12 protein-coding genes and 1 pseudogene are annotated in these 13,992 nt (G+C 69.9%); 7 read left to right on the top strand and 6 right to left on the bottom strand.

Annotated elements, in window-relative coordinates:
- Positions 1-478: pseudogene (locus A5706_RS16335) on the bottom strand (hypothetical protein); the annotation flags it as partial.
- A 49-nt stretch (positions 479-527) separates the two neighbouring features.
- The gene (locus A5706_RS16330) at positions 528-1,196 is read right to left on the bottom strand and encodes a hypothetical protein (RefSeq protein WP_068132411.1); all 669 of its coding nucleotides are present in this window, start codon (positions 1,194-1,196) and stop codon (positions 528-530) included.
- A gap of 142 nt (positions 1,197-1,338) precedes the next feature.
- On the opposite strand from A5706_RS16330, the gene A5706_RS16325 reads away from it, so the two are divergent.
- Entirely contained in the window at positions 1,339-2,562 is a 1,224-nt protein-coding gene (locus A5706_RS16325) for a mannosyltransferase (protein WP_068132421.1), read from the top strand.
- Here A5706_RS16325 and A5706_RS16320 read toward each other — a convergent pair.
- Both A5706_RS16320 and A5706_RS16315 read right to left on the bottom strand, forming a co-directional pair.
- A complete protein-coding gene (locus A5706_RS16320) occupies positions 2,559-2,843 on the bottom strand; it encodes a 4a-hydroxytetrahydrobiopterin dehydratase (protein WP_068132409.1) in 285 nt (94 codons plus the stop codon). The two genes, A5706_RS16325 and A5706_RS16320, sit on opposite strands and share 4 nt — an antisense overlap.
- Before the next feature lie 41 nt (positions 2,844-2,884).
- Entirely contained in the window at positions 2,885-3,661 is a 777-nt protein-coding gene (locus tag A5706_RS16315) for a cell division protein DivIVA (RefSeq protein WP_068132407.1), read from the bottom strand.
- A 200-nt stretch (positions 3,662-3,861) separates the two neighbouring features.
- Between A5706_RS16315 and A5706_RS16310 the strand changes: the two genes are divergently transcribed.
- The 4 genes from A5706_RS16310 to A5706_RS34975 all read left to right on the top strand — a co-directional run bounded on the left by A5706_RS16310 (position 3,862) and on the right by A5706_RS34975 (position 10,776).
- Positions 3,862-4,254, top strand: coding sequence for a (deoxy)nucleoside triphosphate pyrophosphohydrolase (locus A5706_RS16310; RefSeq protein ID WP_068132405.1), 393 nt, complete (start codon positions 3,862-3,864; stop codon positions 4,252-4,254).
- Between the two features lie 153 nt (positions 4,255-4,407).
- Complete coding sequence (gene typA / locus A5706_RS16305; RefSeq protein ID WP_068103082.1) at positions 4,408-6,297, top strand: translational GTPase TypA; 1,890 nt, start codon at positions 4,408-4,410, stop codon at positions 6,295-6,297.
- A 67-nt stretch (positions 6,298-6,364) separates the two neighbouring features.
- Positions 6,365-8,251 carry an ABC transporter family substrate-binding protein gene (locus A5706_RS16300; RefSeq protein WP_197517858.1) on the top strand — a complete coding sequence of 629 codons (1,887 nt, stop codon included), beginning with the start codon at positions 6,365-6,367 and terminating at the stop codon, positions 8,249-8,251.
- A gap of 236 nt (positions 8,252-8,487) precedes the next feature.
- The gene (locus tag A5706_RS34975; RefSeq protein WP_304528399.1) at positions 8,488-10,776 is read left to right on the top strand and encodes a PE family protein; all 2,289 of its coding nucleotides are present in this window, start codon (positions 8,488-8,490) and stop codon (positions 10,774-10,776) included.
- Here A5706_RS34975 and A5706_RS16290 read toward each other — a convergent pair.
- Positions 10,773-11,366, bottom strand: a complete 594-nt coding sequence (locus A5706_RS16290; RefSeq protein ID WP_068132400.1) for a TetR/AcrR family transcriptional regulator — start codon at positions 11,364-11,366, stop codon at positions 10,773-10,775. The genes A5706_RS34975 and A5706_RS16290 overlap by 4 nt on opposite strands.
- A gap of 66 nt (positions 11,367-11,432) precedes the next feature.
- Here A5706_RS16290 and mshB point away from each other — a divergent pair, with 66 nt between their 5' ends.
- Positions 11,433-12,335, top strand: a complete 903-nt coding sequence (gene mshB / locus A5706_RS16285; protein ID WP_068132397.1) for an N-acetyl-1-D-myo-inositol-2-amino-2-deoxy-alpha-D-glucopyranoside deacetylase — start codon at positions 11,433-11,435, stop codon at positions 12,333-12,335.
- 92 nt (positions 12,336-12,427) lie between these two features.
- The gene (locus A5706_RS16280; RefSeq protein WP_156767167.1) at positions 12,428-12,943 is read left to right on the top strand and encodes a hypothetical protein; all 516 of its coding nucleotides are present in this window, start codon (positions 12,428-12,430) and stop codon (positions 12,941-12,943) included.
- Here the strand turns inward: A5706_RS16280 and A5706_RS16275 are convergent.
- Positions 12,886-13,974: a PE family protein gene (locus A5706_RS16275; RefSeq protein ID WP_068132395.1), complete on the bottom strand. Its 1,089-nt coding sequence runs from the start codon at positions 13,972-13,974 to the stop codon at positions 12,886-12,888. The genes A5706_RS16280 and A5706_RS16275 overlap by 58 nt on opposite strands.
- Positions 13,975-13,992: the final 18 nt, after the last annotated feature.

Genomic DNA, 13,992 nt, shown 5'->3' with positions numbered 1-13,992 from the left:
GGGCCGCAGAGGGGGCGGCCGGCGGTGCGGCGACGGGCCCCGGGCCCGCCGCGCGCGCCGGATCGATCCCCGGCGGCAGGTGCGACTGCAGCCCGGGCTCGATGCCCAACGGCGGCACGTGCTGCACCGGTGCGGTCTCGGCCGGGGCGGCGGCCGGTGACCCCGGCTCGGCCACGAACTTATTCACCGACGCCGCAACGTTTTTCGACTCGGCGGGCGCCGTCGGATTGTGGGTGAACGCCTGGGCGGCGGCCATCAGCAGCTGGGTCGCCTGCCCCGGATTGCTCGCCGCCTGTTGGATGATCGGGCTCAGCTCCGAGAGGGCGGGCAGGCCCGGAAGCTGCTGGGTCGAATTTGGCTGCGGTGTCGGCTGCGGCGCCGCCGGGTCGGCCGCCGCGCTCGGGCACAACCCGAACGCGGCAGCCGACGCCACGACAACAGCGGCCAAACCCTTGGACAGATTCCTAGTGGTTGCCACGATGTCCTCCGGTCCTGGCTAGTGGCGGGTTAGTTGGGTATCGAGCTGCTCAGGGCAGGGCCGAAAGCAGCGGCGACATCGGGCTGGCGGGCGCCGGTGCGGCCGGTGCCGCCGGTGCCGTCGGGGCCTGACCCGTGGCCAGCGCCTGCAGATCCTGCGGGATCGTCAGCTGCGCGGGCACGTTGACCGGCAGGCCGGACGGCAGGGCCGGCATGTCCACCTTCGCCTGCGGGATCTGCGGCGTCGCCGGGGCGGCGGGAGCCGCCGGCGAGGACAGGCCCGGGATGGCGGGCAGGCCCGGAATCGACGGGGCCGCCGGAACGGCCGGCGCCGCCGGGGTGGTCTGGGCCAGGCCCGGGAGCGAGCCGAGGCCCGGGATGGTAGGCGTCGCTGCCGGGGCGGTCGCCGCTGCGGGCGGGGTGAGCCCCGGAATGGACGGGATGCCCGCCGAAGGCGACACCGGCGACGTCGCCGAGGGCAGTCCCGGGAACGTGATGCCCGGTGAGGCGGGCGCCGCGGGCGGGGTGGCGCCGAGGGCGGTCGCGAGGTTTTGCAGGATTTGAGGCGCGTTGGCCGCCGAGCTGATCAGCTGCTGCGGAATGTTCGGCACCGGCGGCGCGGGGACGGGGTCGGCGTGGGCGATCCCGCCCGTCAGTAGGGCGGCGGACGAACCGACCAAGACGGCGGTCGCTCGCAGATAGGTCCAGATGGTTGGCATGACTCTCCCTGGTTGTCGATGACGGGTTCGGCCCCGAAGTTACGTTGATACTGGTGTGACTCAAGTGACACGTGTGGCATTTATTTGATCGTTACCGATACGAGTGACGGCGGTGACCGGGCGGCCCACAGAACACCGGGCGATGGCTAAAGTCGGGCGGATAGACACCATCCCGGCCGCCCCGGCGGCACCCCGCACTCGGCGGCTGGCGGCGGCCCCGGCGCTGCTGATCGCGAGCGTCGCGGCGCGACTCGCTTGGACGTACCTGGCGCCGAACGGCGCGAACTTCGTCGACCTGCACGTCTACCTCGGCGGCGCCGCCGCCCTCGACCATCCAGGCACCCTGTACAGCTACGTCTACGCCGACCAGACGCCGGACTTCCCGCTGCCGTTCACGTATCCGCCCTTCGCGGCGGTCGTGTTCTATCCGCTCCACCTGCTGCCGTTTGGGCTGGTGGCTTTCCTGTGGCAGGTGGCGACGATCGCCGCGTTGTACGGCGCGATCCGGCTGAGCCAGCGCCTGGTAGGCGTGCCGGCGGGCGCCGGTCACCGCGTCGCCATGCTGTGGACGGCGGTCACCATCTGGATCGAGCCGCTGCGCAGCACGTTCGACTACGGCCAGGTGAACGTGTTGCTCATGCTGGCGGTGCTGTGGGCGGCCTGGACGACCCGCTGGTGGTTGTCGGGGTTGCTGGTCGGCCTGGCGGCCGGGATCAAGTTGACGCCGGCGATCGCCGGCGTGTACCTGCTGGGCGTTCGGCGCTGGGGTGCGGCGGTGTTTTCGGCGGTCGTCTTCCTGGCCACCGTGGGCGTGTCGGTTCTGGTCGCCGGCGATCAGGCCCGCTACTACTTCACCGATCTGCTGGGCGACGCGCACCGGGTGGGGCCGATCGCCACGTCGTTCAATCAATCCTGGCGCGGTGGTATCTCGCGGATCCTCGGCCACGACGCCGGCTTCGGTCCGCTGGTGCTGGCGGCCGTCGCCGTGACGGCGGTGCTGGCCGTCCTGGCCTGGCGGACGCTGGGCTCCAGCGATCGGCTGGGCAAGTTGCTGGTGGTCGAGTTGTTCGGGCTGCTGTTCTCGCCGATTTCATGGACCCATCACTGGGTGTGGCTGGTGCCGCTGATGATCTGGGCGATTCATGGGCCGGCGCGCGAGCGGCCCGGCGCCGGCATCGTCGGCTGGGGCTGGTTGGTGCTCACGATCGTCGGGGTGCCGTGGTTGCTGAGCTTCGCGCAGCCGACGATCTGGCAGATCAGCCGGCCGTGGTACCTGGCCTGGGCCGGCCTGATCTACATCGTGGCGGCGGTGGTGACGCTGATCTGGATCGCGGCCACCGGTCGACGCGCCGAGCCGACGGCCTAGCCCCCGACGATCCCGTCGATGTCGCGCGCCATGTCGACATCGTTCTGGGTGATGCCGCCCTCGGAATGCGTGACCAACGCGAAAGTCACTGTCCGCCAACGGATATCGATGTCGGGATGATGGTCCTTGCTCTCGGCGTGCTCGGCCACCCGGCGCACGGCGTCGATGCCGTCCAGAAATGACGGGAACTTGATCGACCGGCGCAGGGTGCCGTCGGCATGCTCCCAACCGTTGAGGTCGGGCAGTGCGGCGTCTACTTGCTCATCCGTTAACACAGCCATGCCGGAGGCGTCCTCTCGTCTGGGATGGGAACGGTGCTCACCTACGAGGCTACGGCCGGCCCGGCCGGCGCTTGACTCCTCTGGTCCAAGGGCACCACGACGCTCGCCTCCGGCCGGTTCTTCAGTTCCTGGTAGGCGGACTCCAGGCTGGCCGGAACCGCTTGCAGGTCGCGGGCAACACCCATCAGTTCTTCCAGGATCATGATGCGCTGCTGATTCGCCTCGGTCACCGCTTGCCGGGCCTGCTCATGGACGAGACGAGCTTGTTGCCTTGCGTCAGCGAGCAGCTGCTCACGCTGCTGCTGGGCTTCCTGCCACGCGTGATCAATCGACACTTGGGCTTCGGCGCGCCTCCCGGCGACTTCGGCGTCGACATTCTTCTTGGTTTCCGCACACTGCGCTTCTAGCGCGCTTTGCTGTAAGGCTATGTCCGCCAACAGTTCTCGGTGCTCTCGCTGCGCGGCCTGGGCCTCGGCCTCGGCCGCCGCGATCAAGGCGTCGGCCTCGGCTCGCGCCTCGGCCTGCATCCGGGAAACCTCGTCGATCGCCCGCCGCAGCATCTTCGCCATCCGGTGTTGCATCGCGTAGGGCGACGGTGAGGTGTCCGCCAGCATGGCGATCTCATCATTGAGGCAGGCGACTTCGATGCGCAGCGCGGCTGCTTCGTCGCCGGATTCATTTCGCTGGGCTCTTAAGTTCTGGACCTCGTCGAACAGCAACTTCTGCTTGGTGAGCAACATCTCGATGTAGGCATCGACCGCGGCCGGGTCGTAGCCCCTGAACGTGCGGGAGAACGCCGTTGCGGGTTCGGTGATCATTGCCAACCCCGATTCTCAGAAAGTGCCCGGTAGAGGTCGTGACCGACGCATCCGAGTATCCCACTTTGGCGCGCAAACCGTAATACAGGCGTTGTGCCCCAAGGGAATTCGGCTCTTAGCGGCGCGCCCGGTGCCTGAAGCAGTTCTCGAGGCGGTGGCCCCTCCGGCGAGCCGCGCCGCACGGTATACCGTCACTGGCCATGCCGACCCGGATCGTCGTCGCCGCAGCGGTCATCTCCGGCTCCAAGGTTTTGGTGGCGCAGCGACTCCGGCCGCCCGAGTTGGCCGGCCTCTGGGAACTGCCCGGCGGAAAGGTCGCACCCGGCGAAACCGAACGTGACGCGCTGGCGCGAGAGTTGGCGGAGGAGTTGGGGCTCGAGAGCGGCGACCTCGTGGTGGGCGACCGCCTGGGCGCCGACGTTCCCCTTAACGAAACGATGACGCTGCGGGCGTATCACGTCCGGCTCCTTGGTGGTGAGCCACACCCGCGGGATCATCGGGCGCTGCGTTGGGTGACGGCCGCGGAGCTGCACGACGTGGATTGGGTCCCGGCCGATCGCGGCTGGTTACCGGACCTGGTTCGAGCGCTGTGATCGAAAGTGCGCTCAGGGCGTCGTGTGTGCGCTGAGGGTGCCGACACGCCGATCCGACGCGCCGCCACCGCACACTCAACGCCGCCACCGCACACTCAACGCGGCCAAGCTGCCGGTTCGCTATCTGAGGCCCCCGCTGCCAGAATCACCGACGTGCCATTCCGCAACGTCGCCATCGTCGCCCACGTCGACCACGGGAAAACCACCCTGGTCGACGCGATGCTGCGGCAATCCGGGGCGCTGCACCATCGCGGCGACGACACCCAGGAACGAATCATGGACAGCGGTGACCTGGAAAAGGAAAAGGGCATCACCATCCTGGCCAAGAACACTGCCGTGCACCGCCACAACAGCGACGGGACGGTCACGGTCATCAACGTGATCGACACCCCCGGGCACGCCGACTTCGGCGGCGAGGTGGAGCGCGGGCTGTCCATGGTGGACGGCGTCCTGCTGCTGGTCGACGCCTCCGAGGGCCCGTTGCCGCAGACCCGGTTCGTGCTGCGCAAGGCACTGACCGCGCATCTCCCGGTCATCCTCGTCGTCAACAAGACCGACCGGCCCGACGCCCGCATCGCCGAGGTCGTCGACGCCAGCCACGACCTGCTACTCGACGTCGCGTCGGACCTCGACGACGAGGCGGCCAAGGCCGCCGAGCACGCCCTGGGCCTGCCGACCCTGTACGCGTCCGGGCGGGCGGGCATCGCGAGCACCGAACAGCCGGCGGACGGCGAGGTGCCCGCCGGCGACAACCTCGACCCGCTGTTCGACGTGTTGATGGAGCACATCCCGCCGCCGTCGGGCGACCCCGAGGCGCCGCTGCAGGCGTTGGTGACCAACCTCGACGCGTCGGCGTTCCTCGGCCGGCTCGCGCTGATCCGCATCTACAACGGCAAGCTGCGCAAGGGCCAGCAGGTCGCCTGGATGCGCGAGGTCGACGGGGTGCCGGTGATCACCAGCGCCAAGATCACCGAGCTGCTGGCCACCGAGGGTGTCGAGCGCAGCCCCACCGACGAGGCGATCGCCGGCGACATCGTGGCGGTGGCGGGCATCCCCGAGATCATGATCGGCGACACGCTGGCCGATCCCGACCACGCCCACGCGCTGCCGCGCATCACAGTCGACGAGCCGGCGATCTCGGTGACGGTCGGCACCAACACCTCGCCGCTGGCGGGCAAGGTGTCCGGCCACAAGCTGACCGCGCGGATGGTCCGCAGCCGGCTGGACACCGAGTTGGTCGGCAACGTGTCGATCCGGGTGGTCGACATCGGCCGGCCCGACGCGTGGGAGGTGCAGGGCCGCGGCGAGCTCGCCCTGGCCGTGCTGGTCGAGCAGATGCGCCGCGAGGGCTTCGAACTGACCGTCGGCAAGCCGCAGGTGGTCACCAAGACCATCGATGGTCAGCTGCACGAGCCGTTCGAGGCGATGACGATCGACTGCCCCGAGGAATTCGTCGGCGCGATCACCCAATTGATGGCCGGCCGCAAGGGCCGGATGGAGGAGATGGCCAACCACGCGGCCGGCTGGGTCCGGATGGATTTCGTCGTGCCCAGCCGCGGGCTGATCGGCTTCCGCACCGACTTCCTCACCCTGACCCGCGGCACCGGCATCGCCAACGCCGTGTTCGACGGCTACCGCCCGTGGGCGGGGGAGATCCGGGCCCGCCACACCGGCTCGCTGGTTTCCGACCGCTCGGGCACCATCACGCCGTTCGCCCTCATCCAGCTCGCCGACCGCGGCCAGTTCTTCGTCGAGCCCGGGCAGGACACCTACGAGGGCATGGTCGTCGGAATCAATCCGCGCCCAGAGGATCTCGACATCAACGTGACGCGCGAGAAGAAGCTGACGAACATGCGGTCGTCGACCGCGGACGTCATCGAGACGTTGGCCAAGCCGCTGGAGCTCGACCTGGAACGCGCCATGGAGTTCTGCGCGCCCGACGAATGCGTGGAGGTGACCCCCGAGATCGTCCGGGTGCGCAAGGTCGAGCTCGACGCCACCTCCCGGGCCCGCAGCCGGGCGCGGGCCAAGGCGCGGGGCTAGCGGCTTGGCGCCGGGCCGCATCACGGGCGTGGTTGGCCGGGTTGCTGAGCAGCTGCTCGATACCCTGATGGGCGTGCCGAGACGAGCCAGCCGCCTGTTCCTGAGGGTCGGCGTGCTGGTCTCGCTGGTCGGGCTGGTGCTGGCGGCGTGCACCGTCAACCCGCCGCCAGCCCCACAGAGCACCGACACGCCGCACAACTCGGCGCCGCCGCCGCAGCGGCCCACCCAGATCATCATGGGCATCGACTCGATCGGCGCCGGTTTCAACCCGCACCTGCTGAGCGACCTGTCGCCGGTGAACGCGGCGATCAGCGCGCTGGTGTTGCCCAGCGCGTTTCGGCCCGTGCCGGATCCCGCCACGCCGACGGGGTCGCGCTGGGAGATGGACCCGACCCTGTTGGTGTCCGCGGACGTGACCAACCAAAACCCGTTCACCGTGACCTACAAGATCCGGCCCGAGGCGCAGTGGACCGACAACGCGCCCATCGCCGCCGACGACTTCTGGTACCTGTGGCGCCAAATGGTCAGCCAGCCCGGGGTCGTCGATCCGGCCGGATACGACCTCATCACCGGGGTGCAGTCGCTCGAGGGCGGCAAGCAGGCCGTCGTGACGTTCGCGCAACCGTACCCGGCGTGGAAGGAGCTGTTCAGCAACATCCTGCCGGCCCACATCGTCAAGGACGTGCCGGGCGGATTCGCGGCCGGGCTGGCGCGGGCCCTGCCCGTCACCGGCGGCCAGTTCCGGGTCGAGAGCATCGACCCGCAGCGCGACGAGATCCTGATCGCCCGCAACGACCGCTACTGGGGACCGCCGGCCAAGCCCGCCCTGATCCTGTTCCGCCGGGCCGGCGCGCCGGCCGCGCTGGCCGATTCCGTGCGCAACGGCGACACCCAGGTCGCCCAGGTGCACGGCGGCTCCGCGGCCTTCGCGCAGCTGTCCGCCATCCCGGACGTGCGGACCGCGCGGATCGTGACGCCGCGGGTCATGCAGCTGACGCTGCGCGCCAACGAGTCCAAGCTGTCCGACACTCAGGTTCGCAAGGCGATCCTCGGCCTGCTCGACGTCGATCTGCTGGCGGCCGTCGGCGCGGGCAGCGACAACACGGTCACGTTGGACCAGGCCCAGATCCGCTCGCCGAGCGACCCCGGCTACGAGCCGACCGCGCCGCCCGCGATGACCACGCCCGCCGCGCTGGCGTTGTTGGAGAGCTCCGGATACAAGGTCGAACCCAACACGTCGACGTCGCCGGTCCCGACCCCCGCGAGCACCGGGCCGCCGGAGGTCACCCGCGGCCGCATCAGCAAGGACGGCCAGCAGCTGTCTCTCATCGTCGGGGTGGCGGCGAACGACCCGACCTCCGTCGCGGTGGCCAACACCGCGGCCGACCAGCTGCGCAACGTCGGCATCGCGGCGACGGTGCTGGCGCTGGACCCGGTGACGCTGTACCGCGACGCGCTGAACAACAACTCTGTCGACGCGATCGTCGGCTGGCACCGGGCCGGGGGCAACCTGGCGACTCTGCTGGCCTCGCGCTACGGCTGCCCCGCGCTGCAGACGACGACGGTCCCGACCTCGAACGTGGCCACGACCACCCCCGCGGCCGGCCCGACCCCGTCGACCGGGCCCGCCACCCCCGTCACGACGCCGACCTCGGCACCGCCCAGCCGCCCGCCCGAGCCCGGCGCGCTGGTGCAGGCGCCGTCGAACCTCACCGGCATCTGCGACCGCAGCATCCAGTCGAACATCGACGCCGCGCTGAACGGCACCAAGAGCATCAACGACGTGATCACCGCGGTCGAGCCGCGGCTGTGGAACATGTCCACGGTGCTGCCGATCCTGCAGGACACGACGATCGTCGCGGCCGGCCCCAGTGTGCAAAACGTCAGCCTGTCCGGCGCGGTCCCCGTCGGCATCGTCGGAGACGCCGGCCAATGGATCAAAACCGGGCCGTAGGCGCCCACTTCCCAAAGTTGAAAATGGTCATTTTCTGAAAAGTGGGTACTCCTTGCCGGCCAACCGCGAAAAAAGTAACGAATTAATTACGGGTAGCCGAATTGAATACCTGCAAAGCCAGTTGGTGCAAACAAACGTTTTCACAACACCATTTCGATACGCTGCGGCCATCGCTGAACGGCTGGTCGGGAAAACAGTCGCCAGCGGTCATCGTGGGGTGAATCGGGGAGGTCGAAGTGTCATTTCTCATCGCAGCGCCAGAGCTGATGGCCGATGCCGCAACAGATTTGGCGAACCTTGCGGCCGCCATCGGTTCGGCCAACACCGCGGCCGCGGTGGCGACGACGGGACTGCTGCCCGCGGCCGCCGATGAAGTTTCGGCGGAAATTGCCGCATTGTTCTCCTCGCACGCCGCGGGTTACCAGCAACTCAGTGCGCAAGCGGCGGTATTCCACCAGCAGTTCGTTCAAACTTTGAGCGCGGGGGCGGGCGCCTATGCGGCCGCAGAGGTGAACGTCGTGCAGACGCTGGCGAGCGCGGTGCCCGCGCTCAGCATCGACTTGAGCGCTGGGATCTCGGGGCTGGCGGCCAGCCTCAGCGCCGACATCAACGCGATCGGGCTTTCGCTCAACGCCGCGCTGTCGGGCAACTTGGGCTTGGGCGGCAGCCTGGGCGGCCTGGCGCCGCTCGGGGCCGCGATCGCGACCAACGTGAACGGCGGGCTGACGGCGCTGGCGCAGACGGGCGGCGCGATCGCGACGAACATCGGCACCGGGCTGTCGGGGCTGGCGGGCGGCTTCAACGCCGCGCTGCCCGGGCTGCAGGCCAGCCTGAGCGGCGGGCTGTCGGGGCTGAACGCTTCGCTGAACGCCGCGCTGTCGGGCAGTTTGAGCGGCGGCCTTTCGGGCCTGGTGCCGCTCGGTGCAGCCTTGGCGACCGGCTTCAACACCGGCCTCTCGAGCTTGATCCAGGCCGGCAACACGCTCGCGGCGAACCTCGGCGCCGGGCTGGCCGGCGGACTGAGCCTCGCCTTGCCGGGCCTCGTGGCCAGCCTGAGCGGCGGGCTTGGCGGCCTGAGCGCCTCGATCAACGCCGCGCTCTCGGCTGGCCTCGGCGGCGGCCTTTCGGGCCTCGGGCCACTCGGCGCCACCCTGGCGGCGGACATCGGCAGCGGGCTGTCCGGATTGGCGCAGACGGGCGGTGCGCTGGTGACGAGCCTGACCGCCGGGTTCCCCGGCCTGCAGGCCAGCATCACCGGTGGGCTCGCCGGGCTGAACGGCGCGATCAACGCCGCGCTGTCCGGCGGCTTCGGCGGCAGCCTGTCGGGTCTCGGCGCCGCCCTGTCCGGTGCCTTGCAAACCGGTGGGTCCCTGATCGCCAACCTGAGTGCCGGCCTGCCGGCCCTGTCGGGCGGCCTCACCCTGCCGGCCAACCTGACCGTCGCGCTCAACGCGCTGGGCGGCGCGCTCGGCTTGAGCCCCAGCCTGGGCGTGAACATCATGGCCGGGCTCAACGGGCTCAGCGCTCAGCTGAACCTCGCCTTGAACGGCGGCCTCAGCCTCGGGCTCGCCGGGCTTCCCACGCTGTTCGCCAACCTGGTCGCGCCGTGGCAGGTGCTGCTGACGGCGCCCAACGTGCCCGCATTACTGACCCAGCTGCAGGCGATGGAGGTCGGTTTCAACACGTCGCTGATCACCAACGAGCTCGGCCTCAACACGGCCCTGGTCGCCCAGGAGACGGCGCTCGAGACGGCGCTCTTCGGCGGCACCGGCGCGCTGGGTGGCGCGCTCGACAGCGCCTTCAACTTCTGGAACCTGGTGCTGGGCACCGGCGAGGTGACCTTCGACAGCATCTTGGGCGCGCAGCTTCCGACCGGCGGCGCCATCTTGGCCAGCCTCGCCGTCGGCGCGCCGGCCAACCTGATCGCCGGCGGCACGCTCGGCGGGTTCCTTGGCGCCCTTGACACAAAGTTCCTGTGGGATCTCGACGTCGTCAGCGGGATAGCGACCTCGTTGACCGGCAATGGCGCCCTGCAGGCCGCGTTGACAGCGGGGATCAACGCGGCCGGCTTGCAGGCGTCGTTGAACGCGATGCTGAACGGGTCGCTGTTCGCCGGGGTGCCCGGCACGGCGTTGGGCGTGGCGCTGGTGGCGGCGCCCACCGCGGGGTTGCAGGGCCTGGCGTCGGGTCAGGTCAACTTCCTGTCCAACCTGATTCCTTCCGAGGCCGCTTTCAACGCCAACCTGGTGAGCAACGAAATCGCTTGGGAGACGGGCACCTTCGGGACCAACGCCGCCCTGGGTGGGGGGCTCAACCGGATCTTCAACGTGGGCAACCTGATCGTGGCCACCGGCGAGCAGACCGTCAACAGCTTTGTGGGCGGCGTCCAATTCCCGGCTATCGGCACCGCGCTTACCGGTAACGCCGGGCTGGTCTTCAACGGCGGCAACATCGGCGGCCTGGAAGGCATCCTCGACCAGAGCCTGGCGGCGGGTGCCGACTTCGCTGGCATCCTGACAGGCTAGACCCGCGGCGGGATCACCGTGTCGACGACCAGCGCCAGTTCGCGCCGGTTCGGCGGTTCCCCGGTGAGCAGGAAGTGTTGGTTGATCAAGGCCGGCCCGACGCGCGCGGTCAGCGGCGTGATCGTGGCGGGGTCGAGGTCGCCGTCCTCGACGGCGGCCCGCAGGATCGATTCGATGACCTTCAGGCGCGGGGCCACCACGGCGTCGGCGAAGATGGCGCGCATCTCGGGTTCGTGCAGCAGCTGCTGGACGACGTACATGCCGGGAAAGGTGGTCTTTCCGGCCAACATGTCGCGGTGCAACGTGAACATTGTCAGCAGGTTCTCCCTGGCCGACCGGCCGGAGCGCGGCTCGGGCGTCGGCGGCAGGGCGTAGACCAGGGCCGCGTGCACCAGGTCGTGCTTGCTACACCAGCGCCGGTACAGCGCCGCCTTGCCGGTGTGCGCCCGCGCCGCGATACCCTCCATCGTCAGCCCGCCGTAGCCGACTTCGGCCAGCTCGACCAGCGTGGCCTCGTAGAGCGCACGTTCGAGCACCTCGCCACGTCGGCGGCTCCGGACGCTGCTCCGGCCCTGGGTTAGCTGCGGCATTTCTCGATAGTAGCCGCCCGCGTTCCTTTTCGCCGAGTCTCGGCGAGACGGGGGTAGGGTGCCTGCATGCCCGAGACTCCACGGCTGCTGTTCGTCCACGCGCATCCCGATGACGAGAGCCTAGCCAACGGCGCCACCATCGCGCATTACACCGCCCGCGGGGCGGATGTCCGCGTCGTCACCTGCACGCTCGGCGAGGAGGGCGAGGTCATCGGCGACCGATGGGCCGGGCTCGCCGTCGACCGCGCGGACCAACTGGGCGGCTACCGGATCGTCGAGCTCACGGCCGCGTTGCGGGCGCTGGGCGTCGACGCGCCCCGCTATCTGGGGGGCGCGGGGCGCTGGCGTGACTCGGGGATGGAGGGCACGCCGCCGCGGGGTCGCCAGAGGTTCATCGACGCCGACGAACGCGAGGCCGTCGGCGCACTGGTCGCCGTCATCCGCGAGCAGCGCCCCCACGTCGTCGTGACCTACGACCCCAACGGCGGCTACGGCCATCCCGACCACATCCACACCCACACCGTCACGACCGCCGCGGTCGCCGCCGCCGCCACCGACGATTACCCGGGCGAGCCTTGGGCGGTGCCCAAGTTCTACTGGACGGTCCTGGCCGCGAGCGCGTTCCAGACCGGTTGGCGGGAGCTCGATCGCAAAGACCTGCTGCCCGACTGGATGGTCCCGCCGCAAGAGGAGTTCGACTTCGGATACGCGGACGCCGACATCGACGCCGTCGTGCAGGCCGCCCCGGATGCGCTCGCGGCGAAGATCGCCGCCCTGGCCGCCCACGAAACCCAGCTCGTCGTCGGCCCGACGGCCCGCGCGCTGGCGCTGTCGAACAACTTCGCGCTGCCCATCCTGCCCGACGAGCACTACGTGCTGGTGGAAGGCTCCGCGGGGGAGCGCGACGCGCGCGGATGGGAGACGGACCTGCTCGCGGGACTCGGTTTGACCGCGGCCGCAACGCGGTAGGCTGCCAAACAGGCAGCCACGGAAGGAATTCGCATGGACCCCGACCTGGACCCCAATATGCAGCATTGGCAGGACCGGCTCGACAGCCTGCAGTGGGTCATCGGCTCGATACTCGCCAACGTCGACAGCGTCCCGACCTGACCGAAACCAAGCCACGCGCCGCGTCCATCCAGGACGGCGGCGCCACGGATCCCGCGATTCGTTTCGTCGTTTTGGCGCTGCTGGCTGTGGACGGGATCCTTTCGGCCCTCGCCGGCGCGCTGCTGCTTCCTTCCTATATAGGTTCGATTCCGTTCCCAATCAGTGCGCTGGTCAGCGGGCTCGTCAACGCGGCGCTGGTGTGGGCCGCCGGCCTGTGGACCCGCTCCACGCGGGTGGCCGCGCTGCCGTTGTGGACGTGGCTGCTGACCGTCGCCGTGCTGAGCATGGGCGGTCCCGGCGACGACGTGATCCTGGGGGGCCGGGGAGTGATGGCGTACGGGGCCCTGGTCCTGATCGCGCTGGGTGTCGCGCCCCCGGTGTGGGTGCTGTTCCGGCGCGGCGGGCCGGGTTACGGGAAGAACGGGGGCAGCGGCGGCAGCGGCGGGAGGAAGCTCAGCGCCCAGTAGATCTCGCTGTTGATGAACTGGTTGATCGACGCCGTGGTGGCATCCCAGAAGTTGGCCAGCCCTTGCGCGAAGCTGATGCTGCCCTGCAGCCAGTCGATGGTGTTGAACAGGCCGGCCTGCACCATGGGCTCGAAAAGGTCGTAGAAGAAGTAGATCTGGGGGGCCAGCCAGCCGACGTAGGGCAGGTAACCGACCGCGTACGCGGCGAGGTCGAAACCGTACTGCACCCACGGCTCGACGAGTAGGTACCCGGCCTTGATGGCGTCGCCGATCGACCCGGTCGCCGCCGGCACGACCGCGGCGTTGGTCATGGCGGCCGGTGTGACGAGCGCGCTGGCCGCGGTGAGGGCGCGGATGCCGCCGGTCGGCAACAGGGCGCCGGCTTCCCCGGCGAGCGCCGAAAGGCCACCCGGTAAACCAGAGCCCAGCAGGCCGGCGCCGCCCAGGAAGTTGGAGCCGGCCACCACGCTCTCGACCTGGTTCACCGCGGCGGACAGGCCGCCGCCGACCATGCCGGCGAGACCGCCGCCGCCCACCAGTCCGGCGCCGCCCAGGAAGTTGGAGCCGGCCACGACGCTCTCCACGCGGTTCACCGCATTGGACACGGCGCCGCCGATGACGCCCGCGACGCCGCCGCCACCGCCGCCGAGCAGCGACGCGGCGGGCGCGTTCACCGCGCTGGCGAGGCTCTGCGCGGCGCTGGGCAGCGCCGCGGCGGGCGCGTTGACCGCACCGGCGAGGTTCTGCGCGGCGCTGGACTCGGCCGCCGCGAACGCGTTCGCGCCGGAGCTCAAGGTCTGGACAAATTGCTCGTGAAACTGCGCGATCTGCGCGCTGAACTGCTGATATCCCAGCCCGTGCTCGGAGAGGAACGCCGCGACCTGGGCCGACACGGCGTCTGCCGCCGAGGCGGCGACCGCGGATGTCGGGGCCGCCGCCGCCGCGCTGGCGCTGTTGATGGTCGAACCAATGCCAGCCAAGTCCGAAGCCGCTGCCGCCAGCGCCTCCGGGGTGGCGAATAGGAACGACATTCGGTACCTCCCTGGATA

This window comes from Mycobacterium sp. E796 (assembly GCF_001672815.1).
Taxonomy (GTDB): Bacteria; Actinomycetota; Actinomycetes; order Mycobacteriales; family Mycobacteriaceae; genus Mycobacterium.
Note: the sequence above shows the minus strand (reverse complement) of the source record. Positions and strands in the feature narration are given on the sequence as shown.

What these genes read in the sequence shown, in the direction of transcription:
- A5706_RS16325 (WP_068132421.1), top strand. Translation starts at nt 1,339, where the DNA reads ATGGCTAAAGTCGGGCGGATAGACACCATCCCGGCCGCCCCGGCGGCA.
- mshB (WP_068132397.1), top strand. Translation starts at nt 11,433, where the DNA reads ATGCCCGAGACTCCACGGCTGCTGTTCGTCCACGCGCATCCCGATGAC.
- A5706_RS16315 (WP_068132407.1), bottom strand. Translation starts at nt 3,661, where the DNA reads ATGATCACCGAACCCGCAACGGCGTTCTCCCGCACGTTCAGGGGCTAC.
- A5706_RS16330 (WP_068132411.1), bottom strand. Translation starts at nt 1,196, where the DNA reads ATGCCAACCATCTGGACCTATCTGCGAGCGACCGCCGTCTTGGTCGGT.
- A5706_RS16320 (WP_068132409.1), bottom strand. Translation starts at nt 2,843, where the DNA reads ATGGCTGTGTTAACGGATGAGCAAGTAGACGCCGCACTGCCCGACCTC.
- A5706_RS16310 (WP_068132405.1), top strand. Translation starts at nt 3,862, where the DNA reads ATGCCGACCCGGATCGTCGTCGCCGCAGCGGTCATCTCCGGCTCCAAG.
- A5706_RS16300 (WP_197517858.1), top strand. Translation starts at nt 6,365, where the DNA reads ATGGGCGTGCCGAGACGAGCCAGCCGCCTGTTCCTGAGGGTCGGCGTG.
- A5706_RS16290 (WP_068132400.1), bottom strand. Translation starts at nt 11,366, where the DNA reads ATGCCGCAGCTAACCCAGGGCCGGAGCAGCGTCCGGAGCCGCCGACGT.
- A5706_RS16275 (WP_068132395.1), bottom strand. Translation starts at nt 13,974, where the DNA reads ATGTCGTTCCTATTCGCCACCCCGGAGGCGCTGGCGGCAGCGGCTTCG.